Genomic DNA, 22708 nt, shown 5'->3' with positions numbered 1-22708 from the left:
TTTCTGAAAAATGGTTGAAAAAAAAACATTTGTTCAGCGTTCCCTAAAATTAATAGATTGTCTTAAAAGCCATCAAACAGATAGTAGGTTTTTCGTTTCTCTTGATGAACAAGAATGGGCGGAGATGCTTGCGGCATTAAAAACTGATCGGCTTATGTTCCTAACAATGTGGTGTAAGGAGGATACTGTTTTTGTCTTATTTCTTGAGAATGGATACAAGCCCATTGGCGTTCGTATTTCCGCATCAATGAACCGTTATCTGGCCTTGTCTTCTGTAAGACCCGCTGCCATTATATATGAAAGAATGATCTGGGAGTTATGGGGTAAGGAAGCAATGAATGCTGTTGATTTACGCCCGTGGTTGGATCGGGGTTTATGGAATAATTGCTGGCCATTGTCAGAAAAACCAGGGCCTGTCTTATGGCCTCCAGAAAGACAAGAAAATCCATCTGTCTCTCATTTACTGAATAATGGAGGGGAGATAACGGTTATTGATCCCTCCAATGCGACAGAAAAATTGCCTGTGCTGTGGCGTTTTCTTAATATGGGTGAGCGGATTATCCGAGCTGAATCAGTGTACGGATATACGCATAGAGGAATTCTATCCAATCTGTATAATAGAAATAGTTTGGAAATATTACCTTTAATAAGCCGTATTAACGCACTTGATTCCGTTGCGCATCAGATTGCCTTTTCTCATGCGATTGAAGATATTGCAAATTTTGTCCCTTCCTTGCCTGTTTTGAGAAAACGTATCTTATATTCTGAATTATCCAGAATTGCAGCCTATCTGCTTTATTTAACACGTTTATTTCGCGTGTTAGAAGTAGAGTTGGTTGCCAGCCGGTGTGATCTGGCGCGTGAACTCCTTATGCGTTGGAATATACATTATTTTGGGCATCGCTGGTTAATGGATTGTGTTTTTCCTGGTGCTGTTTTTTTAGGGCAAGAAAATGATAAAAAAAGACATTTTCCTAAAAAAATTAAATATTTGATTGATCAGGCATTTAATTTGGCTATAACCTTGCCTGGCCTGGGTGACTATCTTCAAAATATGGGAATTTTATCTCTAAAAAAAGCGATTGATTTCAATATAGGTGGAATTGTTGGGCGGGCTTCCGGACGGGATGTGGATTTGCGTCGGTATATGTCTGAATACCGATTGGAATGGCTGCCACCTCCGAATTTTACAAAAGGGGATGTTGATGCACGTATGCAGGCATGGTTTGTTGAGATAAAAACATCGTTAAATATAATTGATATACTTCTAAGGGAAGAAAATAATGAGGAAGCGTTCAAATCCTCTCAAGAAATTATTATTGAAAAATTAAATGGGGAAGGGGTTGGTGTTTGTGAAGGGGTACAAGGGGATTTATGGTATTATGTGAGACTAGAAGCGGGGGTTATAAAAGACGTATTTATACGTGATCCTGGTGCCAATCAGGCCTATGTCTTGCAAGATGTATTAAAAAATGAACATTTTGATAATCATGTATTGATAAAGGCGTCATTTGGTCATTTGGTAACAGGCGTAGATCTATAAAAGGAAAACTAGTGGTTTTTATTAAATCGTTAATCGATTCATTAACTGGAAAAATAAAACCTGTTCAAAAATTTGCCGGTCAAAAAAAACAGGATATACATGTATTTCATATTGGATGCGGAGACTGTAATGGATGCACGTTTGAACTGCAGGCCTTAAACGGGACCGCATATGATATAAAAGATACGGGGATAAAATTTGTTGGACATCCTGCTGATGCAGACTTGTTGTTAATATCAGGGCTGATTACTCGTGCTATGCTTCCTTATATTGAAAAAAGCTGGAAATTGATTTCTAAATCAAAAGCGATTGTAACAATTGGATCATGTGCAATTAACCGACATATTTTTGCAAGTAATTATGCGATCTTGGGTGAAAATGTTGGTGACGAGGAATGTATTTTGCAAATTGAAGGATGTCCGCCTTTACCTTCCACAATTATGGATTGTTTAATGAAATTGAAACGGAATACGTCTTCTAATTTTTATTCAAAAAGTCCTCCCCCTTTTTCGTCTTCACAAGAATTGTCTGGGCATCAGCTTTTAGACGATGGTAACTGCGATAACTCAATGGAATTAGACTCAGATATAAAATCCCGCTTAAAGCCAAGGTTCCCCAAGGATCTGCTACCAGAATAGTTGCGAAGATGCAGGTGCTTAAAAATATAGGCATGACGTAAGGTGTGGGAATTTTAAAATTTTTGAATGACCAGATCGGTAAGGTAGAAATCAGCAAAAAAGATGTTATGACTAAAATTGTAATTGTCAGGATTTCGGAATGGGCGATGGAATTAAGAAAATCAATTTGATAATGCTTGCTTTCCAAGCCAAGAAAAACAGGAAATAAAACTATTCCAGCACCTGCCGGGGCAGGGACACCCGTAAAAAAATTGCTGGCATATTGAGGTTTGTTATCATCAAGTGCGGCATTAAACCGTGCCAGACGTAAAGCCATGCATACCGTAAATATTGCACAGGGAATAAAAGAATAATCCCCTCCATTTTTAAGGGACCATAAGTATAAGACAAGACTTGGAGCAACCCCGAAGGACAAAAAATCGACAAGGCTGTCCAATTCTGCACCAAATCGACTTGTACCACGTAATAAACGGGCAATTCGCCCATCCAACCCGTCAAAACAGGCAGCAATTAATATGGCGATAACAGCCTCATTGAACCTTCCATGAATTGCACTGCGAATACTGATCAGACCGGCACACAATCCAAGAATTGTCAATAAGTTTGGAATAATTCGATTAAAGGAAATTCCCTTGACACGGGGACGAATTTTTTGTCGTAACATTAATTTATGTTCTGGGTTAAAAGAGCGTTTATAATTTTGCAACAATCGTTTCGCCGCCGATCATGGTTTGCCCAACCTCAACACAGGGTTGACACCCATCGGGCAGGTAAAGATCCACTCTGGAGCCAAATCGGATCAACCCATAAATATCACCCATATTAAATTGTTGATTTATATCGGCATTACATACAATTCTTCTGGCAATCAATCCGGCAATCTGAACAACAACCACCTTTTTTCCATCTAGTAAAGTTATGCAAATTGCGTTGCGTTCATTATGTTCTGATGCTTTATCCAGTGAAGCGTTAAAAAATTTTCCCTTGATATATGATCGTGCGGTAATTTTTCCAGCGACAGGGATGCGTTGTAAGTGGACGTTGAAAATGGAAAGAAAAATAGAAATGCGCCAGACCGGTTTGTCATCCAAACCTAAATCAACAGGAGGGGGAATATAGTTTATGGCTGAAACGGTTCCATCTGCTGGGGAAACAAGAATATCATTTTTATGGGGGACAATTCGCTTGGGATTACGAAAAAAATACCAGCAAAACCCAAAAAATAAGCTTCCTATAAGACCAATTAAATGTCCGATCCGAGCATGAATGCGATAGCCAATAAAACTTATCAAAGCAGAGATGCAGAGAAAAGGATATCCAGCTTTGTGCGGTTTACTAATATTTGTTCGGATTGAATGTAAAATAGACATCAGGGAATTCCTTAGGGGATGGTCGTTTGTTATTTTTACAATTTTCTTTTGCGATTCCAGTTGGGTTTCGGTAATTTTTGATTTAAAATTCTTTTTTTTGAAGCGGAAAAGATTGTAATCGGGGCATAGAGATTTTTTCGGATTTCAATTAGATGGTATTCTCCTCCAAAGGGAATGAAAAAATGACCTAAAAATTCTAACAGCTTATTTCCATATAGGGAAAAGGAATTCATTATTTTAGATGGAAAATAAATAATTTTTTCATAATAAACAAGTTGAAACATATGTTCTTTTAATATTTTTCTTAATTGATAAATGTAAAAGCTTTTTTTTTGATACTCAAAAAAATTAGATAAATTAAATACTCCCCACCATTTTAATTTATTAGGAAGTAAAAGCAAAATTTTGCCATCATCTTTTAAAATTTCCCAACAAGACCTTAAAGTTTTATGAATGTTATAGATGCCGATCGGAAAGAATGGATAAAAAATGATTCGGTCAAAACTGCATTTTGCGAAAGGAAAACGATTGTATGTAAAATAACATGTTTTTACTGATGGAAAATTTTCTAAATTGGATAATTCATTTAGGTTCTCTGCAAGATTACCCTGAATATGATTATGGGGTGAAGATTGTAGAATGAAATCTTGAGGAATAGTACCAAGGGTGAGTAAAGAAAGCCCTCGTAGATCTGGCCACAGGTGCAGAAACTTATCAGTAAGATAGATTACTGATCCTGGTTGAGTATTATTTGGTATAATACTAGAATTAGCCTTAGGATTCATTATTGATTTCCAGAAGAATCATTTTGTTATACAAGAATAAAATATTGAAATAAAGAAAGAGAATGTCTGTTCTTATTAAGCCTATTCCTTTTTATGAAACCAATTATGCGTGGCTATTATATGATAAAAAAACCAGAAATGCAGCTATTGTCGATCCTGGTAATTTTACTCCCGTTTTTAATACTATAAAAGATAAAAAACTGAATTTGCAATCGGTACTTGTCACGCATCATCATTCAGATCATACAGGGGGCATTCGCCAATTGAAAGACAAATTTAATTGTCAGATATATGCGCCTGTTAAAGAAAGAAACAGTATTGTGGATGCTACGGATTATGTACAGGATCATGAACAGATCGACCTGGGTTTCGGTTTTTTTGAAGTTATAAATACGCCAGGTCATACTCTGGGATCTGTTTGTTATTATTCATATGATTTAGGTATAATTTTTACAGGAGATACTCTATTTAGCCTTGGTTGTGGTCGTTTATTCGAAGGTAGTCCAGAACAGATGTTTCAAAGTTTCAAACGGATAAAGTCCCTGCCTGATGAAATTATGGTCTATGCCGCTCATGAATATACAGAAGATAATGGTCGTTTTGCCCTGACAGTGGATTCAAACAATGAAGATTTGTTAAATCGTTTGAAGCAAGTGCAGCAATTGCGTTCGGAAAATAAACCATCCTTGCCCGTCATGCTGGCAATTGAAAAGAGAACCAATCCTTTTTTGATGGCCTTGACCGTTGAGGAGTTTGCACGCTTACGTAAGGCAAAAGATCAATTTTGATAGGTTTAAAAAGGAATGATTTCATCAATTTAGCTAAAATTAATGATGGATAATTTATGAATTAATGATTTCAATTTTTAATGTGTGGATATTAAGTAAGCAAGCATGATTTAACAAGATTTAATTTTGCGATAATAATTATGGAGAATTATTAATTATCGGTAAATTATCCACATTTTGTCAAAGCATGTGTTAAATTGAAAAGGAATCGTAAAGAATGGCTTGTAGGCGCAAATTATTATCTTTTCGTTGTGTTCTTTTTTTTTAAGTTATTTTATTTTCAATAAATAGATCCACTAACTTATCCACAATTCATAAAAAATGTTACATGATATTATCATCCCAGCTTTTTTCTATGGCAAATAACACTTTCTTGCGATTTGACAGGTCTGTAATGACTGGATGCAAATTAATATAAATTGTTCCAGGTTTTTTTAAGAAAGAGTGGCGCCCCCAATGTAACCCTGAATTAGTGCTAACTGGAACAATTTTAAGGTCAAGTTGACTTGCAATAGCTGCAACACCGGTTTGCAGTTTAACTTTTTTTCCATATTGTGAACGTGTACCCTCAGGAAAGATAATAATTTGTCGTTGATCTTTTATAGCGTTTTTACAATTCATGACAAGATTTTTCAAAGCCCTTGCACCTCCTTGACGGTCAAGGGGAATCATTCCGGATAAGAGAAGCATTGGCCCGACAAGTGGAAGATGTATCAACTCTTTTTTCATTATATAGGCAGGACGCGGTAAAAGATTCATCCATATCAGGGTATCAAAGGCGGATTGATGCTGAGACGCTATTATAAAAGATGAGTCATTGGGTAAGAATTCATTGCCTTTTATATCAATCTCTATTTTACAGATTTTTGTAAGACCCTTGATTGAAAGCTCAGTCCATAATTGTGCATAGGCCAAGGCATGTTTTTTTGCAAAATAACGGATATAAAAAGCAAAAAGACCCATGAACAGGGTTAGGGTAAAAAAATATATTGAGAAAAGTAGTGATCGAATAAAAGTCATAAAGGTCATGAAATCCGCTAATGTTTAATATTGATTAAATCATGCTTTGGTTTTGTCGTGTGAATTAATCCTATATAGGCCATAAGTAGTTTATTGTATTCAATAAATAATAATCGAATAGAAGATATTTTTAAAACATTGTCCTTATTGATGGTGTTGATCGAGAAGGGATAAAGAGGAATATCGTATAGAAGGTTTCTAAGTTCAAGAATGGCTCGACGCATATGATAATTTGAAGTTATTACCGTCAGGGATTGCAAATGGTAATAATGAACCCATGCCGCTGTTTCAATGGCATTACCCATGGTGGACGTTGCATTATGTCCCAGTAAAATATGGTCTTGACATGAAATTGCAGGAAAATTCGTAATTGAATTCTTTAAATCTTGCAGGGTTGTTGTTGCGCCAACTCCAGATATAAGCAGATATTGAGAACAATCTTTTTCAAGAAATCTAATGGCTGTATGGATTCTTCCGGTTCCACCGGTCAATACGACGATACCGTCCGTTAAAGGGGGGATAGATGAGAAATTTAACAAATCATATATAAAAACAACAAAACCACTTAACCATAAAAAAATGATGATTCCAATAATCTTGATCAAAAAATTCTGAGAGATTTTTTTTTTCATTTTATGTCAAATGTCTTAACCAATAATAAACAATGAGTGTTGTTGAAATCCAGCCTATAAAATAATTGCATAAAGGTAAAATGATAATTAAAATCAATAGATTGAATGGTAACAAGGTTAAAATGCTAAACCACCCCTGATAAACTGTTTCCCAGTTTGGATTACTGCTGAAGGGCAGACTCAGATAGGTTAAAAAAAACAATAAGGGAATTGAGAAAATTAAGCCGATGCCACCTCCGATAAGGGAAAGAAATGCATTTCTTCGTGCAAAACGTATGGATATATAGTGGTCTGACGCGCCTAGATTATGAAGTATTTCGATTGTTTGTTTACATTGTATCAAACCAGTTCGGGTGGCGATGGCTATTACAATGGCTGCGACAAAAATCACGGTAAGAAAAGCAAGGAATGCACAGGTTTGCAAACTATTTGCAAGAACATTTAAGCGTTGACTCCAGAAGTTACTTTGTTCAATAACGATATTGGGTTCGATTTTGCGTAAGGAAGTTTCAAGCTGGCCTGAAATTTTTGTATTATTTTTTAAATGTAATTCGATGATTGCGGGAATGGCAAGGGCAAGATTGTCAAAATCTTCATGCAGCCAAGGAGCTAATAATTCATTTATTTCATTATCATCAAGTTTGTGAAAAGAGACAAGTTCCCTGGAGGTCGAGAGAAGGGTGATAATTTGCTGGATTGATGCATTATTGTCGGAGTTCTCTTGTTTTGTATTTTGAGACGAAATCTGGAGGTTATTTTGGGGAATTTGTAGAATTATTGTGGACGCTGCCCCTGTATTCCAACGATTTGCAAGATTTTGACCAGCATAGGTTCCCGCAATCATCAGGGTGGCCAAAAAGGTCATTGCAGCAACAAGGGGAATTAAAAATTGCCCGGGTAAAGCCAGATTGACTTTCAATCCATCAGTGGTTTTATGTTTTAACAGCATCATCAATTCGTATTTGTCCATTATTTAATTTTAGTCTAGGGGCAGGGAATTGATGGATGAGATTATCATTATGGGTGGCGATAATGATTGTGCACCCCAAATCATTAAGATCAAAAAAAAGATCCATTAAACGTAATACCTGTTCCTCATCCAGCGCATTGGTGGGTTCATCAGCCAACAAAATATCAGGTCTGTGAATGACAGCTCGGGCAATTGCAACGCGTTGTTGCTCCCCTCCAGAGAGGGTTCGAGGGTATAGTTCAGCCTTATTTTGCAAATTCATCCATTGAAGAATTCGATTTGTCCAACGACTTACTATGGATTCATCCGTATTCTGCAGTCGAAGGGGTAGAGCGATGTTATTATAAATGCTTAAATTGGGAATAAGTTTAAAATCTTGATAAATGATGCCTATTCTTTGTTTTAAGTGGCAAATAGTTGAACGACGGTTTTTATGTATGTTTGTTTCCAAAATTTGTAATTGCCCAGCATTAGGCATTATTTCAAGATGGAACATCTGGAGCAAGGTTGATTTTCCAATTCCTGATGGTCCTGTTAACCAGCAAAAACTGCCTTGGGGAATATGGAGTGTGACATTTGATAAAATCGGACAGTCTTGTCTGTAATAAAGGCTTACCTTGTCAAGTTGAATCATTGCAGAAAGGTTTCATGGCAGATAAGGAAATGGATTATAATTTACGTCCCAAATAAACAGTTACGGTTGCACATAATGCGGTTAACATAATAAGTAAAACGCCATCGAAAATTAATTTTCCTGCAGTTAAACTATGTCCTGCAATCATAATTGAATGGGGAATCAGGTTGCCTCCATGTTTCACAAGCTCACCTGTTTGAGGATCTGATGAGGAGATAACTGCTATTAATGAAGAAGTGATGGCAGGCAATAATTTCCATATGATACCAATAACCAAGAATAACGGGGCGAAAATTTCGGTGACTTGCTGGATCAAGTAAAAGCAGAAATGACAAGCGAACCAGAGAATATTTAAAAATGGATTGGATACTTTGGATGAATTTCTTGAATCGGTATATTCTTGGCTGATGTGGCCTAGCCGTTCTTCTGATCGTGTATTATTAGAGAAAAATTTATTCACGAAACTATCCTTAAACTGAATAAAAAGAAGATACACTGTAGCATATTGATATAAATCTTATAATAAAACTCTTTATATAAATCTTTAATTTTTTGAATTAAAATAATTAATGAACCGAAACATATTAATTTTCAGTGAATTTACTTGCCATATCAGATATTCTGAGAAAAATAAGTGGAATGGTATTTTTGTAGATTCTGTTTAATTATTGATCTAGGCAAACCATATATATCAATAAATACTTTTTAGAGAATTGGGTATGGGTAACAATACGCAGCCTTCGATATTAATCATTGATAATGATTCCAGGATTTTAAAGGAATTCAAACAAATTCTGGGTCAGGATTACTCTTTATATCTTACAGAATCTTCCTATCATGCCTTGGATATGATTAAAAAGGGGGCTCATTTTTCCACCATTATCTATAATAATTTCATGCCCTGCATGTTCGGAAATATTTTTTTTGCCCGTGTTCGTAATCTTATTGTTGCTACACGTATTCTTTTGGGACCAAAAAGCCGAACGGATATTCTGATCAAGGCGTTGAATGAAGGGGGAATATCGTTTTTTATTCCAAAACCGCTGGATCCTTTCATGGTAAAGGAAATTGTAAAACGGGCCGTTAAAAGATCAGAATTTCAAAGAAAACTAATGCATGAACGTTTATTGTTAAAAGGGTTGTTGGATAATCTGCCCTATGGCCTTGCTTTCAAAGATGAAGAGGGTCGTTTCACTCGTATAAACCAGTTGGCGGCCAATCGACGTGGATTGACCATTGCCCAATGCCTTGGAAAAACCGAAGAGGAAACTGAACCGTCCTTTACGTCGCAAGAATTGTCAAGATTTAACCAGCGTTTGAAAAAGGAGGAGCGCTTTGTGGAGATATTGGAGGTTCCCTCGAATAATTCCAAACAATCGTCACAATGGTTTATGATTACCCGTTTATTGCTGGATAGAGCAAAGGGTGAAATTACGCATCCTTCTGTACTGATGGAGCTGGATATCACTAAACAAAAAGAATTGGAAATGCAGTTGCGGCAGTCGGAAAAATTGAAGGCCCTTGGTACAATGGCTGGGGGAATTGCTCATGATTTCAACAACCTGTTGACAACAATGATCGGCTCGTTGGAGTTATCCGAAGAGCTGTTGGAGGTTTCGGGTAATTCTGAAATCATGGATACAATTAAGCAGTTACAGAACAATGCCTTGGAGGCGGCAAAAAAGGGTAGCACATTGACAGAGCGACTCTTGAGTTTCAGCAGAAGAAAGAAATTATCTTTGCAGGAAGTGGATCTCACCAAGATTATTCATAAAAATTTTGATCTATTGTCCCAAACTCTTCAGATGCGTTATGAAAGAAGGTTCAAAGAACAGATTGAAGCCAACCAATCAAATAGAATTCATCTTGAATTTAAAAATAATATATCGGGTATTTTGACGGTTAAGACAGATCCATCACAATTTGAATTGGCTGTCATGAATTTGTGTATCAATTCAGTAGATGCCATGAAAAATGGAGGTGTAATAACTATCATTTTGGATAAGAAAGATATTAGTCCGGATGAAGGCAAACGGCTTCATTTAAATCCGGGTTCTTATGCAGTCACCATCATTCAGGATGAAGGCGAGGGAATGAGTGCCGAAACCATTGCTCATATTTTTGAACCTTTTTTCACAACAAAAAAAATGGGGTTGGGAACAGGACTGGGAATGGCAATGGTTTATGGATTTGCACAACAGTCGGGGGGACAGGTTAATGTGCAAAGTCAATTGGGAGCAGGAACAAATATAAGTATATATTTACCCATATATAGTGAAATGGAAAGATAGATATTTAATAAATTTCCATCAACATATTTGAATATTAATATAAATTAATTAAATAGAAATCAAAAATTAATATTATATTATGTCACCAATCTAATATGATTTTTATATAAAACGTAGATGCATATTTTTATTCTTTAATTGCTTTTTAATATTTTTTTTAAATGATAATATAGATAACGAAGTGAATATATAGTTTTAAAATGATTATAGAGTCTGAACACTATATTTTTCCTTTTGACGTAAAGGCATAAGGAAATGTTGATTGAAGCACAAAAACAAAAAACAAAAAAAATAATTTTGGTTGCTGAGGATGACTCCATTTTACGCCCATTATTGGTGGAATTGCTGGATGAAATGCAGTTTGAGGTAATTGCCGCTGAAGATGGCACAAAGGCAATGGCATTATTACAAGATTTGGATTGTAATCATATGCATGTCGATTTACTATTAACCGACATCGGGTTGCCAGGAGTAAATGGAAACAAACTTGCTGAATTTGCGCGTAAGATCTGGCCGAATTTATCGATATTATTTATTACTGGTTATGCACATGGTATCAATACCATGACTCTTGACAATAAAATACAATTGTTAACCAAACCTTTTTCCCTTGGGGTATTGACAAAGCGTATAGAAGAATTGATTTCTTAACCAGTTCGGATAATTATTATCATATAATTTTATGTAAGGTTAACCCTAGATATGCAAAATAACACTTTATCTACGTATGATCCTATTCAGTGGCATGGTACGACTATTTTATGTGTCCGTTACGGAAAGCAGGTGACAATAGCAGGTGATGGCCAGGTAACACTGGGTAATACAGTTGTAAAAGGTAATGCGAGGAAAGTCAGGAGAATAGGACAAAACGGTTCTATATTGGCTGGTTTTGCAGGGGCGACAGCGGATGCTTTTACCTTGCTGGAACGTTTGGAAAAGAAATTGGAGCGTTATCCCAATCAGTTGGAAAGGGCTTGTGTCGAGTTGGCTCAGGATTGGCGAACGGATCGTTACTTAAGAAGACTTGAGGCAATGCTGCTTGTGGCTGATCATGTTCATTCATACACGTTAACAGGTAATGGTGATGTACTGGAACCAGAAGACGGGGTGGTAGCCATTGGTTCCGGTGGTAATTATGCTCTGGCGGCCGCAAGGGCGCTTTTGACTGTTGATGGACTAACATCGGAAGAAATCGCACGTCGAGCCATGAAAATTGCTGGGGATATTTGTATTTATACCAATCACTCCCTTGTTGTAGAGACCTTGAACTCAGAAAGTAAATAATATATGCAAATCCCGACCTATACTCCGAAAAAAATTGTTGCAGAACTTGATCGTTATATTGTTGGTCAACATGAAGCAAAAAAGGCTGTATCTATCGCTTTGCGCAATCGATGGAGAAGAGCTCAGTTACCTGACCGGATGCGGGAAGAAATCGTTCCTAAGAATATTTTGATGATTGGACCAACGGGTTGTGGTAAGACGGAAATTGCTCGTCGATTAGCCCGTTTGTCACAAGCTCCATTTTTAAAAGTTGAGGCAACTAAGTTTACCGAAGTCGGTTATGTCGGTCGTGATGTGGAAAGCATTATTCGCGATTTGGTTGAAGCATCTTTGGTCATGTTGCGTGATGTAAAACGTCGCAATGTCGTTGAAAAGGCAAAAGATGCCGCAAATCAAAGAATAGTAACGGCGTTGGTGGGAGATGGAGCGACAGCAGAAACACGTAATAAATTCCTGCAGATGCTGGTTAATGGAGATTTAGAGGACAAGGAAATAGATATCAAAGTGGCGGATATATCCTCTCCTGTTAATCAAATGGATATACCGGGGATGCCATCGGCCCAGATTATCAATTTTACCGATATGATGAAAGGGTTCATGAACCGTTCTGAAAAATCACGCCGTATGACGGTTGCAAAAGCCCGGGAGGCATTAATTCGTGAAGAATCTGATAAGCTTCTGGATAATGATGCGCTTGTGCAAGAAGCTATACAGCGTGCACAAAATCATGGAATTGTCTTTCTGGATGAAATTGACAAGGTTTGTGCCCGTTCTTATGAAGGAAGTGGTGGGCGTGGTGGTGCCGATATTTCCCGTGAAGGGGTACAGCGTGACTTACTGCCATTAATAGAGGGAACGACTGTCTCAACAAAATATGGTCTGGTTAAAACCGATCATATACTTTTTATTGCCTCTGGTGCTTTTCATTTGGCTAAACCTTCTGACTTATTGCCGGAACTACAGGGGCGTCTACCGATTCGTGTTGAATTATCGGCTTTAACCTGTGAAGATATGCGTCGGATTTTAACAGAACCCGAACAGTCACTTTTAAAACAGTATATCGCTTTGATGGAAACGGAAAAAGTCAAGTTACAGTTTACGGATGATGCAATTGATTCAATTGCCCAATTGGCAACGGATATTAATGAAAGAGTTGAGAATATCGGTGCGCGTCGTCTGGCAACCGTTATGGAAAAGCTTCTCGAAGAAGTTTCTTTTACAGCTTCTGAACGTTCAGGTGAGGAGATTCAGATAACGGCAAAGGATGTAACGGAAAAAGTTGCTTCCTTGGCGAGTAAAAGTGATTTAAGTCGTTTTATTCTTTAATTTGTAATTTGTCTGGCTGTACGAGATTTATCTATGTCAATTTCAGGTTCTTTTATTTTACCCGAAGAACAAAGCGCGGTAGAGGCGATTGATGCCATTAGGGATGAGTTTGATCTTTTTGATGATTGGACGCAGCGATATCGTTATTTGATTGAACTTGGAAATAATTTGCCTGCTTTTCCTGTTGAATGGCAAAATGATAAATTTCGTGTGGTTGGTTGTCAAAGTCAGGTTTGGTTAAATTACTCCCGGGAAGGAAATAAATATTATTTTGCTGGATCGTCTGATGCCGTGATAGTTAAAGGTCTGATCGCTTTGTTACTAAGGATTTATTCTGGAAGAACAGCAGAGGAAATTTTGAAAATCGATCCTGAATTTGTTAAGGATCTGGGACTTGCAGGGGCGTTGTCAGCAAATCGAAGTAATGGGGTTATGTCGATGGTTAAAGCCATACAGCATATTGCCTCACGATAGTGTTAATTTTTTTTGAAATATTTATTTCGTATAATTTGAGATTCTTCAATTGAGATAACAGTCTCTAAATTTAAGACTATTTTAAGAAATACATTGTAAAATTAGGAGATAATATATGAAAAAAACAATTGGGGATTTCTTATTGGATAGATTATCTCAAATTGGGATCAACACAATTTTTGGTGTGCCTGGGGATTATAATCTTCAATTTTTGATGCAGGCAGAAAAAAGAAAAGATATAAAATTTGTTGGAAATCGTAATGAGTTGAACGCGGCCTATACTGCGGATGGTTATGCACGTTTAAATGGAATTTCTGCAATACTAACAACATATGGTGTTGGTGACCTGAGTGCCCTTAATGGTGTTGCAGGAGCATATGCCGAATACGTGCCAATGGTTTGTCTTTCTGGAGCGCCACCTTTACACAGTATAAATCAAAGATCCTTTTTGCATCATACCACAGCGGAGGGTAATTATGAAGATGTCATGAATTGTTACCGCTCCTATACTGTCGCTCAGGCGCGCCTTACGCCACAAAATGCAGTGGGGGAAATTGATCGTGTATTGAAAGTTTGCAAACGGGAAAAAAGACCTGTTTATATTCAAATCCCATCGGATATAACGTTTTTCGAGATTGATGTCCCTGATGACAAACTGGTCTGTTCATTACAAATGAGTGATTCCTTACAACTTTCAAATCTTTTGCATGGCATTAAAGAACGTCTGCGACATGCTGAACGCCCGGCTATGCTGCTGGGTAATGCCATAGATCGATTTGGACTTAGAGAACTTACGCAAGAACTTATCGAAAAATTGAATATTCCATTTGCCACCCAATCAGCGGCACAGGCAATTTTGGATCAGGGTTTATTGCAATGGGTTGGTGAATATAATGGCGGGGCTTCTGTCAGATCCGTTTTAGATATCATTGAAAATTCTGATTGCTTAATAGGAATTAACGTAAAATTTACAGACAGTAATTCTGGGTATTTTACGCAGAATATTCCAGAAAATATGATCAATATCATGCCCTTCAGCACTATCGTTGGTAAAAAAGTGTTTGAGGATGTCTGTGCTGTAGACCTTTTGAAAAGCCTGATAAAAAATGACTTGTCCCGACAGTCAAATTTATTCTCTTCCATTCATAAAAATAAAAAACATTCATGGACAGTTGAAAAGGGCAAGGCATTAATCCTCAATCGTTTTTGGACAAAAATGGATCATTTCATTCAGGAAAATGATGTCATTGTTACGGATGCAGGCACCTCGATGAGAGGTGTCAGGGGATTGGCTCTTCCTGCCGGAATTACCATCATTAATCAGCCTTTGTGGTTATCAATCGGGTATTCATTGCCTGCCTTGTTTGGTTCATTAATGGCAGCACCTAAACGGCGCCAAATATTATTTGTCGGGGATGGGTCATTCCAATTAACAGCGCAGGAAGTATCAGCTTTTTTTGCGCATGATCTTAATCCAATCATTTTTTTGGTGAATAATAAAGGTTATACAATCGAACGCAGCATTATGGGGTTATATTCCTCGTTTAATGATATTCCTGAATGGAACTATCATAAACTATTTGATGCTTTGAGTGATAATAAACCCTATTCATACTATCAAGTCAGAACTGAGGATGAATTGGAAACAAGCCTGGAAGAACTGGAAAATGATACTTTAGTACCGCGTATTGTTGAAATTATGATTGATCCTTTTGACATACCCAAAAAAGTTCAGGATTCAGCAGACCGTATTGCATCCTTCAATTATGGAAAAAGAGGTTTGAAAGAGCTTGATAAAAAAGTTCATTTCTAAATAAATGTTGAGGAGTTTTATTATAGATCAATAACAAGCTCCTCAAATACATAAAAAAAGTCTATCGATATTATCAAGTTTGAATCAAAATTTTTTTTGACGTTGTTGGGGAACCTCAATATCAATAGCCAATGTAGAACAGGCAGATCCTTGATCAATTTTGACCTGAATTTTTTCTTGATCAATGGAGATATGCTTTTGGATAACCGCCATAATTTCTTTTTGTAATTTTTGCAATAAATCTGAATCATTTTGATTGCTGGTAGAAGAACGTTCATGAGCCAGCAGGATCTGTAAACGATCCTTGGCAACGGGCGCTGAACTTTTTTTATTAAAGAAATTTGAAAATAAAAAACTCATCATCTATTCCTCTTTAACAACCAGTCAAAAAACCCTTTTTTGTCAGTCGGAATGGTAATGTCTATTTTTTCTCCTTGCAAGCGTTTAACTGCATCTACATAGGCACGGGCAGGAGCAGAGTTGGGTGCAGAAAGTGTTATCGGAGTACCTATATTTGAAGCCTTGAGAATTTCCTCACTTTCAGGAATGATACCAATCAAGGGAATGGAAAGGATATCAAGTATATCATCTGTGTTAAGCATGTCGCCATGGGCTGCCCTGTTTGTTGCATAACGTGTAATTAACAGGTGTTTGTTAATTTTTTCACCTTTTTGGGCTTTATCAGTTGTACTGTCAAGGATGCCTATGATACGATCACTGTCACGAACCGAGGATACTTCGGGATTGGTAATGACAATGGCCTCATCAGCAAAATGCATGGCCATTTTAGCACCGCGTTCAATTCCGGCCGGACTGTCACAAATTATCCAGTCAAACTTCTCTTTTAATTCCTCAATAACCTTTTTGACACCCTCTTCAGTCAAGGCGTCTTTGTCCCGTGTTTGGGAAGCGGCCAGAATGAAAAGGGTTTCGATACGTTTATCTTTAATCAATGCTTGAGAAAGCGTGGCTTCACCTTGTATTACATTGATAAAATCAAACACCACACGTCTTTCTGATCCCATTACAAGGTCAAGATTTCTTAAACCGACATCAAAATCAATGACGACAACCTTTTGTCCTGTCTGGGCGAGGGCCGCTCCAATCGCTGCGGTTGTTGTCGTTTTACCAACCCCGCCTTTACCTGAGGTAATAACGATTACCTTCGACATACTTGTTCCTTTATGATAATCCATTTTCAATATGTTAAAAATATCATTTTACGGCAAATAAAACACTAAAAATATCAGAATATAATTTTATTTACCTTGTTTTTGTTAGATTAGTTACAGTAATAACATTCTCTTTTAAAAAAACCTGTGCAGATTTATTGTTAAAAGCCTCTGGAATTTCTTCTGCTGTCATGTAATATCCGTCAATAGCCAATAGTTCTGCTGCCATATGACTGGTGAATATTCTGGCATTGGGTTGTCCACTTATACCGGCAATAGCGCGTCCCCGCAGGGCGCCGTAAACATGAATGGATCCACCGGCGCTAATTTCCGCTCCCGATGCAACAGAATTAACAACAATTATATCCCCTTCCGGAAAAAAAATGCTTTGTCCTGATCGAACGGGATCATCAGTAATATAGCAAGGAACGGATTGATTTTTAGCTGGAGAATCGATCGGGGGATTTAAATTGTCGATATTCTTTCCTCCTGTAAGAATGAAATTTCTAGGCCAGTCCTTTAATGCAGAAGGATTGGATGGCAATCCTTCCATACTGATAATCTGAATATTTCTGCCTAAAAGTTCATGATAAAGTTTTTCCAATCCTTCTTCATCGCCTGTCAAGAGTTCAAGATTGAGAATAACAGGTTTGCCATAGAAAAATTGTGAAGAACGTTTAATTTGTTCGTCCAGGCTTTGTAACCAATTTACAAGAGGGGCTTTTGGTGAAAGAACCAGTGCCAAAAACGAACGGCCTCGGATCCGTAAGGGGGGCAGTGAATGCGAAGAATGATGCACCACGAGTGTATTTCCTGTTTGACAGATCAATAAATTAATGACGTCTAAATTATTACGTTTTGATAAAGTTGAAAAATAAAATAATAATATATGAAAAAATAAATATCTTGTAATTTTTTAAAAGATGAATTTAAGCCTTTATAATTGATTAAAAGTTAAGCTATATGATTAAACTGTAGTGATAAACTGATTTTAAAATATTTTCAGTAAAAAAACATATTATGTTACACTAAAGAGATTTTGTGGAATAATGGCAAGGCTTTATGCGAATATTGTATCATCTTCCCCTTTGTCCTTTCAGTCGTAAAATTCGATTGATAATGGCAGAAAAACGATTATCTTTTGAATTGATGACCGAAGCTGTATGGAAAAAACGGGATGAATTCCTGTCGATGAATCCTGCTGGTACCGTTCCTGTCCTGGTAGAAGAAACGGGTCTGGCTATTTGTGATTCCTATGCGATCAGCGAATATTTGGAAGAAGCCTATCCTGACACGTTATTAATGGGTCGCACTTTAGCGGAAAGAGTGGAGGTGCGACGATTGGTTGCCTGGTTTGATGACAAATTCAATCGAGAAATCACTCGAAATTTACTGTTTGAGAAAATGTTCAAACGTCTTTTTGGAAATAGCAATCCCAATGCTCAAGCATTGAGAGAAGGCTACCAGAATATAAAATTTCATCTTGATTATATTGCTTATCTAGCTGAAAACAGGGTTTGGCTGGCAGGAAATAATTTGTCAATTGCTGATTTTGCTGCTGCAGCCCATCTTTCTAGCTTGGATTATATTGGTGATATTAACTGGGATAAATATCCAATGGTAAAGGATTGGTATGTTCGGATAAAATCCCGCCCCAGTTTTCGTGCCTTGTTAAATGATCGGGTAAGTGGTGTAGTCCCTCCCAAATATTATGCCGATTTAGATTTTTAATGAAATTTTAGTCGGAATGGAAAATAAACCAGTCATATTGCAAGTTCTACCAGCATTGGGTACAGGTGGGGTAGAGCGGGGAACTGTTGATATGGCAAAGGCAATCATACAGGCGGGTGGCATTGCAATTGTAGCCAGTGAAGATGGAATATGGCAGCATTATCTCGAAAAAATTGGGGCAATTTACATTCATTTACCGCTAAGCTCAAAAAATCCTTGGATAATCTGGAAAAATCATTATGCGTTAATTAAGATTATCCAGTATTATAAAGTGGATATTGTTCATGCACGTTCAAGAGCGCCGGCATGGTCTGCATGGTTGGCAGCAAAAAAATGTCATATCCGTTTTGTTACAACTTGGCACGGAGTTTTTCAGGCCAAATGGTTCGGAAAACGTTGGTACAACCAGGTAATGACCAAAGGGGAAAAGGTGATAGCGATCAGTCATTATATTGCTAATCATTTACAACAAGAATATCATGTCAACCAGCAAAAACTATGTATCATTCCACGCGGGGTTGATCTAACTATTTTTGATCCGAGTTTGCCGTTAGGTAACCGAATAAGTTCATTGGCACAGAGTTGGGGAATTTCTGAAGAGCAAAAGATCCTGTTATTGCCGGGAAGAATTACGGAGTGGAAGGGACATAAATTATTATTGCAGGCTTTTGCTGAATTAAAATTCAATCATCCGAACTGGATCTGCATTTTTGTCGGTCCCGCCAAAGAAAAAGATCATTTTTTAAAAGAGTTGCTTGCCTTAGCCGATTATCTAAAAATAAAAAATTCGATTTATTTTGTGGGAAATAGCCAGGATATGCCTGCGGTCTATGCACTGGCAAATATCGTTGTAGTACCTTCCCTTAAACCTGAACCTTTTGGACGTGTCGTAATTGAGGCCCAGGCTATGGAGAAACCTGTGGTTGTTGCCAATCATGGTGGGGCGGCAGAAACAGTTGAAGAAAATGTTACAGGTTACCTTTTTAAACCCGGCAGTGTTAATAATTTGGTATTTGTTTTGGATCAGTTGATGGAAAAAACAGATGCAGATTTAAATTGGATCGGTCGGCTTGCCCGGGAGGCGGTTCAAAAAAAATATACTTTACAACAGATGCAATGCAAAACCCTTTCTGTTTATAACGAGATATTACCTGCTGAAAACAAATTAAAGATCAATGATGTCAGTTAAAAGAATCTTGATTATACGTTTGGGTGCTTTGGGGGATTTTATCCAAAGTTTTTACCCGTTTGCGGCCATTCGTCAGTATTATCCCAATGCAGAGATCACCTTGTTAACATCTGCACCATTTGTTGATCTGGCCAAAAGATCACCTTGGTTTGATCGTGTTATTGTTGATGATAAACCTTCCTGGTTCAATATTGCGGGATTGATTAGGCTAGTGAAAAAACTACGGGGATATGATTATATCTTTGATTTACAAACTTCTCATCGATCGACACGTTACTTTAGGTTTACAGGACAGAGACAAGGATCGGCGATTGCAAAAACAGCATCGCATAGACATGACAATGAGGAGCGTAATCGCTTGCATACATTTGATCGCCAGAAAGATCAGTTAAGCAAGGTTGGTATAACTGATTATCCCGAGCTTGATTTATCCTGGTTTTTATCCGAAATGATTGATTTTTCCATGGATCGACCCTATGTTGTGTTAGTTCCTGGTTGCTCGGCACGACGTATGGAGAAAAGATGGCCTATTCAGTATTATGGTGAGATTGCGAATATATGTCTTGAAAAAGGGTTGATCCCTATAATTGCTGGAGGAAAAGAAGAGAAAGAGATTTCCCGACAGATTTTGCAATTATGTCCGAAGGCAATGAACTTGATTGGTAAAACAAGTTTGTTTCAGTTGGGGCACTTAATGAAAAATGCACAATTTTCGCTCGGAAATGATACAGGACCAATGCATATTGCCGCATTGGTGGGGGGGTGTTCTGTTGTTTTGTTTTCATCATCAAGTAATCCTGCGCTGACCGCACCACGTGGAAAACATGTCAAAATATTGTATGAGGCGGATTTAAGAAATCTTTCCGTAAAAAAGGTTGCACAAGAATTGAACTGGGTTCATTAAAGTTTATTATTAGGTTTATTATAGCGTTCTGGAGTTTTAAGTATGCCATCTATTACCTTGCCTGATGGATCTGTTCGTGAATATGAAGGATCGGTTACGGGTTTAAGTATTGCACAATCTATTGGGGCAGGTTTGGCTCGTGCAGCTTTAGCAATGGAGCTGAATGGAAAATTAGTCGATTTATTAACTGAAATATATGAAGATTCGTCAGTAAAATTCATTACAAAAAAAGATGCGGCGGCGTTAGAGTTAATCCGTCATGATGCTGCCCATGTACTTGCCCAGGCAGTACAGGAACTATATCCGGGAACCCAGGTTACTATTGGTCCAGCTATTGAGGACGGTTTTTATTATGATTTTGCCCGTGAAGAACCTTTCAAGCCAGAGGATCTTGGTAAAATTGAACAGAAAATGCATGAGATTATTGCGCGTAATGAACCTTTTGTCAGAGAGGTTCTGCCTCGGCAGAAAGCAATTGAATATTTTGAAACCAATGGGGAGCATTATAAAGCCCAGCTCATTCAGGATTTGCCAGAAACAGAAACGATCACAGTTTATAGACAGGGGGAGTGGCTTGACCTTTGCCGTGGACCGCATTTAAGAACGACCGGGGATGTCGGTAAAGCTTTTAAACTGATGAAGGTTGCTGGTGCATATTGGCGTGGGGATTCAAAAAATGCCATGCTGTCACGTATATATGGAACGGCATGGCGTGATCAAAAAGAGCTTGATGCCTATCTGACGCAATTGGAAGAGGCGACAAAACGCGATCACAGACGGATTGGAAAAGAGATGGATCTTTTCCATCTGCAGGATGAAGCCGTAGGTTCCGTATTCTGGCATCCCAAAGGATGGCAAATTTATAGCGAATTACAGGCTTATATGCAGCGTGTCCAACGTCGTTATGGATATGAGGAGGTGCGAACCCCCCAACTTGTTGACCGTTCATTATGGGAGGCATCAGGGCATTGGGACAAATTCAAGGAAAATATGTTTATTGCTTCCGTTGAGGATGAAGATCGCATTTACGCTTTGAAACCCATGAACTGTCCATGTCATATCCAAATATTCAATCATACATTGCGTTCCTATCGTGAGCTTCCCCTTCGGATGGCGGAATTTGGAGCCTGTCACCGTTACGAACCTTCAGGAGCACTACATGGGATTATGCGTGTTCGGTCATTTGTTCAGGATGATGCGCATATTTTTTGTACAGAAGATCAAATTACTTCTGAAACAGCCTTGTTTGTCCAAATGTTATCAGAAGTATACAAAGATCTTGGTTTCGAGAGTTTTCGCATCAAATTTTCTGATCGTCCAGAAAAAAGAGCGGGAGATGATGCGATTTGGGATCGTGCTGAAAATAGCTTGAAGGAAGCCTGTAAACAGGTTGGTGTAGAATTTGAGCTTAATAAAGGGGAAGGCGCTTTTTATGGTCCCAAACTGGAATTTGTTTTACGTGATGCGATAGGAAGGGATTGGCAATGTGGCACGTTGCAAGTTGACTATGTTCTGCCAGAACGGCTTAAGACGGCTTATATTGGAGAAGATAGCGCAAGACATCGCCCAGTTATGCTTCATCGGGCAATTTTAGGATCATTTGAACGGTTTATTGGTATTTTGATAGAACAATATGCAGGTCATTTCCCTTTGTGGCTGGCACCTGTCCAAGTAGTTGTGGCAACGATTGTAAATGATGTGGAGAATTATGCCCGAGAAGTCGTTGCCCTGCTGAAAGCCCAGGGAATTCGTGTGGAATTGGATGATAGAAACGAAAAGATCAATGCAAAGATTCGTGAACATAGTCTGCAACATGTTCCTGTCATTTTGGTTATTGGGCGCAAGGAGGCGGAAGAACGTCATTTGGCGGTACGTCGATTGGGTGGAAAATCACAAGAGATCATGGCTTTGAATGAAGCCATGGATCAACTGTCTCGAGAGGCATCACCGCCAGATAAAGGGCGTGTTCCCTTTGCGCAGCGAAAGGCTAAATTTTATTGTGAAGACTAGATAGTTTTTTTAAAATCTATTATAGTATTTTAAGAAGTTGTTTATTATTAAATCTAGGAAATGGGTTATTTACAAGATTGATTTTTTTGATAAGTTCAATTTCTAATTTTTAAGTAAGTAATCCCCTTTCAATG

Annotated in this window: 23 protein-coding genes and 1 pseudogene; 13 read left to right on the top strand and 11 right to left on the bottom strand. The window is 37.8% G+C overall.

Annotated elements, in window-relative coordinates:
• The first annotated feature begins 10 nt into the window (after window positions 1–10).
• Together D9V35_RS06655 and D9V35_RS06650 are read left to right on the top strand one after the other, a co-directional pair.
• A complete protein-coding gene (locus D9V35_RS06655) occupies window positions 11–1543 on the top strand; it encodes an NADH-quinone oxidoreductase subunit D-related protein (protein ID WP_122123859.1) in 1533 nt (510 codons plus the stop codon).
• Between the two features lie 11 nt (window positions 1544–1554).
• Window positions 1555–1944, top strand: a pseudogene (locus D9V35_RS06650) (NADH-quinone oxidoreductase subunit B family protein); the annotation flags it as partial.
• A 76-nt stretch (window positions 1945–2020) separates the two neighbouring features.
• Here the strand turns inward: D9V35_RS06650 and pssA are convergent.
• From pssA to D9V35_RS06635, 3 genes are read right to left on the bottom strand one after another with little or no spacing between them, the layout of a single operon-like run.
• Window positions 2021–2845 (bottom strand): CDP-diacylglycerol--serine O-phosphatidyltransferase, encoded by an 825-nt coding sequence (pssA, locus tag D9V35_RS06645; protein ID WP_110438616.1) that lies wholly within the window; start codon window positions 2843–2845, stop codon window positions 2021–2023.
• 28 nt (window positions 2846–2873) lie between these two features.
• Window positions 2874–3554, bottom strand: a complete 681-nt coding sequence (locus tag D9V35_RS06640; protein WP_255415893.1) for a phosphatidylserine decarboxylase — start codon at window positions 3552–3554, stop codon at window positions 2874–2876.
• A gap of 32 nt (window positions 3555–3586) precedes the next feature.
• Window positions 3587–4336 carry a hypothetical protein gene (locus tag D9V35_RS06635; protein ID WP_122123857.1) on the bottom strand — a complete coding sequence of 250 codons (750 nt, stop codon included), beginning with the start codon at window positions 4334–4336 and terminating at the stop codon, window positions 3587–3589.
• A 62-nt stretch (window positions 4337–4398) separates the two neighbouring features.
• On the opposite strand from D9V35_RS06635, the gene gloB reads away from it, so the two are divergent.
• On the top strand, window positions 4399–5124 hold the full coding sequence (gene gloB, locus D9V35_RS06630; protein ID WP_122123856.1) for a hydroxyacylglutathione hydrolase: 726 nt from the start codon (window positions 4399–4401) through the stop codon (window positions 5122–5124).
• 324 nt (window positions 5125–5448) lie between these two features.
• Here the strand turns inward: gloB and D9V35_RS06625 are convergent, their stop codons facing one another.
• The 5 genes from D9V35_RS06625 to D9V35_RS06605 are packed head-to-tail and all read right to left on the bottom strand — an operon-like array spanning window position 5449 to window position 8840.
• Window positions 5449–6144, bottom strand: coding sequence for a lysophospholipid acyltransferase family protein (locus D9V35_RS06625; RefSeq protein WP_240993353.1), 696 nt, complete (start codon window positions 6142–6144; stop codon window positions 5449–5451).
• Between the two features lie 17 nt (window positions 6145–6161).
• Window positions 6162–6776: a YdcF family protein gene (locus tag D9V35_RS06620; RefSeq protein ID WP_122123855.1), complete on the bottom strand. Its 615-nt coding sequence runs from the start codon at window positions 6774–6776 to the stop codon at window positions 6162–6164.
• A 1-nt stretch (window position 6777) separates the two neighbouring features.
• Window positions 6778–7728: a cell division protein FtsX gene (locus D9V35_RS06615; RefSeq protein ID WP_162988602.1), complete on the bottom strand. Its 951-nt coding sequence runs from the start codon at window positions 7726–7728 to the stop codon at window positions 6778–6780.
• Window positions 7709–8380: a cell division ATP-binding protein FtsE gene (locus tag D9V35_RS06610; protein ID WP_122123853.1), complete on the bottom strand. Its 672-nt coding sequence runs from the start codon at window positions 8378–8380 to the stop codon at window positions 7709–7711. Before D9V35_RS06610 ends, D9V35_RS06615 begins: the two co-directional genes overlap by 20 nt.
• A 34-nt stretch (window positions 8381–8414) precedes the next feature.
• On the bottom strand, window positions 8415–8840 hold the full coding sequence (locus D9V35_RS06605; protein ID WP_122123852.1) for a hypothetical protein: 426 nt from the start codon (window positions 8838–8840) through the stop codon (window positions 8415–8417).
• A 259-nt stretch (window positions 8841–9099) separates the two neighbouring features.
• On the opposite strand from D9V35_RS06605, the gene D9V35_RS06600 reads away from it, so the two are divergent.
• The 6 genes from D9V35_RS06600 to D9V35_RS06575 all read left to right on the top strand — a co-directional run bounded on the left by D9V35_RS06600 (window position 9100) and on the right by D9V35_RS06575 (window position 15568).
• Complete coding sequence (locus tag D9V35_RS06600; RefSeq protein WP_122123851.1) at window positions 9100–10671, top strand: ATP-binding response regulator; 1572 nt, start codon at window positions 9100–9102, stop codon at window positions 10669–10671.
• A gap of 255 nt (window positions 10672–10926) precedes the next feature.
• Complete coding sequence (locus D9V35_RS06595) at window positions 10927–11322, top strand: response regulator (RefSeq protein WP_122123850.1); 396 nt, start codon at window positions 10927–10929, stop codon at window positions 11320–11322.
• Between the two features lie 51 nt (window positions 11323–11373).
• Complete coding sequence (gene hslV, locus D9V35_RS06590; protein WP_122123849.1) at window positions 11374–11955, top strand: ATP-dependent protease subunit HslV; 582 nt, start codon at window positions 11374–11376, stop codon at window positions 11953–11955.
• A 3-nt stretch (window positions 11956–11958) separates the two neighbouring features.
• Window positions 11959–13281: an ATP-dependent protease ATPase subunit HslU gene (gene hslU / locus D9V35_RS06585; RefSeq protein WP_122123848.1), complete on the top strand. Its 1323-nt coding sequence runs from the start codon at window positions 11959–11961 to the stop codon at window positions 13279–13281.
• A 39-nt stretch (window positions 13282–13320) separates the two neighbouring features.
• Window positions 13321–13755 carry a SufE family protein gene (locus tag D9V35_RS06580; RefSeq protein WP_110438614.1) on the top strand — a complete coding sequence of 145 codons (435 nt, stop codon included), beginning with the start codon at window positions 13321–13323 and terminating at the stop codon, window positions 13753–13755.
• Between the two features lie 115 nt (window positions 13756–13870).
• On the top strand, window positions 13871–15568 hold the full coding sequence (locus D9V35_RS06575; protein ID WP_122123847.1) for an alpha-keto acid decarboxylase family protein: 1698 nt from the start codon (window positions 13871–13873) through the stop codon (window positions 15566–15568).
• Between the two features lie 84 nt (window positions 15569–15652).
• Here D9V35_RS06575 and minE read toward each other — a convergent pair whose 3' ends face one another.
• The 3 genes from minE to minC all read right to left on the bottom strand — a co-directional run bounded on the left by minE (window position 15653) and on the right by minC (window position 17539).
• A complete protein-coding gene (minE, locus tag D9V35_RS06570; protein WP_122124292.1) occupies window positions 15653–15928 on the bottom strand; it encodes a cell division topological specificity factor MinE in 276 nt (91 codons plus the stop codon).
• Window positions 15928–16740, bottom strand: a complete 813-nt coding sequence (minD, locus tag D9V35_RS06565; protein ID WP_110438326.1) for a septum site-determining protein MinD — start codon at window positions 16738–16740, stop codon at window positions 15928–15930. Before minD ends, minE begins: the two co-directional genes overlap by 1 nt.
• Before the next feature lie 91 nt (window positions 16741–16831).
• Window positions 16832–17539, bottom strand: coding sequence for a septum site-determining protein MinC (minC, locus tag D9V35_RS06560; RefSeq protein ID WP_110438612.1), 708 nt, complete (start codon window positions 17537–17539; stop codon window positions 16832–16834).
• Window positions 17540–17802: 263 nt separating this feature from the next.
• On the opposite strand from minC, the gene fzlA reads away from it, so the two are divergent.
• From fzlA to thrS, 4 genes are read left to right on the top strand one after another with little or no spacing between them, the layout of a single operon-like run.
• Complete coding sequence (gene fzlA / locus D9V35_RS06555; protein ID WP_110438325.1) at window positions 17803–18471, top strand: FtsZ-binding protein FzlA; 669 nt, start codon at window positions 17803–17805, stop codon at window positions 18469–18471.
• A 16-nt stretch (window positions 18472–18487) separates the two neighbouring features.
• Window positions 18488–19660 carry a glycosyltransferase family 4 protein gene (locus D9V35_RS06550; protein WP_122123846.1) on the top strand — a complete coding sequence of 391 codons (1173 nt, stop codon included), beginning with the start codon at window positions 18488–18490 and terminating at the stop codon, window positions 19658–19660.
• Complete coding sequence (locus D9V35_RS06545) at window positions 19650–20564, top strand: glycosyltransferase family 9 protein (protein WP_231504011.1); 915 nt, start codon at window positions 19650–19652, stop codon at window positions 20562–20564. Before D9V35_RS06550 ends, D9V35_RS06545 begins: the two co-directional genes overlap by 11 nt.
• A gap of 42 nt (window positions 20565–20606) precedes the next feature.
• On the top strand, window positions 20607–22574 hold the full coding sequence (thrS, locus tag D9V35_RS06540; RefSeq protein WP_122123845.1) for a threonine--tRNA ligase: 1968 nt from the start codon (window positions 20607–20609) through the stop codon (window positions 22572–22574).
• Window positions 22575–22708 lie beyond the last annotated feature (134 nt).

The sequence above is a fragment of the Commensalibacter melissae genome (assembly GCF_003691365.1).
Taxonomy (GTDB): Bacteria; Pseudomonadota; Alphaproteobacteria; order Acetobacterales; family Acetobacteraceae; genus Commensalibacter; species Commensalibacter melissae.
Note: the sequence above shows the minus strand (reverse complement) of the source record. Positions and strands in the feature narration are given on the sequence as shown.

Excerpts from the sequence above, each read along its gene's own strand:
- D9V35_RS06550 (WP_122123846.1), top strand. The coding sequence starts at position 18,488 with ATGGAAAATAAACCAGTCATATTGCAAGTTCTACCAGCATTGGGTACA.
- D9V35_RS06545 (WP_231504011.1), top strand. The coding sequence starts at position 19,650 with ATGTCAGTTAAAAGAATCTTGATTATACGTTTGGGTGCTTTGGGGGAT.
- fzlA (WP_110438325.1), top strand. The coding sequence starts at position 17,803 with ATGCGAATATTGTATCATCTTCCCCTTTGTCCTTTCAGTCGTAAAATT.
- D9V35_RS06600 (WP_122123851.1), top strand. The coding sequence starts at position 9,100 with ATGGGTAACAATACGCAGCCTTCGATATTAATCATTGATAATGATTCC.
- hslV (WP_122123849.1), top strand. The coding sequence starts at position 11,374 with ATGCAAAATAACACTTTATCTACGTATGATCCTATTCAGTGGCATGGT.
- hslU (WP_122123848.1), top strand. The coding sequence starts at position 11,959 with ATGCAAATCCCGACCTATACTCCGAAAAAAATTGTTGCAGAACTTGAT.
- minD (WP_110438326.1), bottom strand. The coding sequence starts at position 16,740 with ATGTCGAAGGTAATCGTTATTACCTCAGGTAAAGGCGGGGTTGGTAAA.
- gloB (WP_122123856.1), top strand. The coding sequence starts at position 4,399 with ATGTCTGTTCTTATTAAGCCTATTCCTTTTTATGAAACCAATTATGCG.
- pssA (WP_110438616.1), bottom strand. The coding sequence starts at position 2,845 with ATGTTACGACAAAAAATTCGTCCCCGTGTCAAGGGAATTTCCTTTAAT.
- D9V35_RS06575 (WP_122123847.1), top strand. The coding sequence starts at position 13,871 with ATGAAAAAAACAATTGGGGATTTCTTATTGGATAGATTATCTCAAATT.
- minE (WP_122124292.1), bottom strand. The coding sequence starts at position 15,928 with ATGAGTTTTTTATTTTCAAATTTCTTTAATAAAAAAAGTTCAGCGCCC.
- thrS (WP_122123845.1), top strand. The coding sequence starts at position 20,607 with ATGCCATCTATTACCTTGCCTGATGGATCTGTTCGTGAATATGAAGGA.
- D9V35_RS06595 (WP_122123850.1), top strand. The coding sequence starts at position 10,927 with ATGTTGATTGAAGCACAAAAACAAAAAACAAAAAAAATAATTTTGGTT.
- D9V35_RS06610 (WP_122123853.1), bottom strand. The coding sequence starts at position 8,380 with ATGATTCAACTTGACAAGGTAAGCCTTTATTACAGACAAGACTGTCCG.
- D9V35_RS06620 (WP_122123855.1), bottom strand. The coding sequence starts at position 6,776 with ATGAAAAAAAAAATCTCTCAGAATTTTTTGATCAAGATTATTGGAATC.
- D9V35_RS06625 (WP_240993353.1), bottom strand. The coding sequence starts at position 6,144 with ATGACTTTTATTCGATCACTACTTTTCTCAATATATTTTTTTACCCTA.
- D9V35_RS06655 (WP_122123859.1), top strand. The coding sequence starts at position 11 with ATGGTTGAAAAAAAAACATTTGTTCAGCGTTCCCTAAAATTAATAGAT.
- D9V35_RS06635 (WP_122123857.1), bottom strand. The coding sequence starts at position 4,336 with ATGAATCCTAAGGCTAATTCTAGTATTATACCAAATAATACTCAACCA.
- D9V35_RS06615 (WP_162988602.1), bottom strand. The coding sequence starts at position 7,728 with ATGATGCTGTTAAAACATAAAACCACTGATGGATTGAAAGTCAATCTG.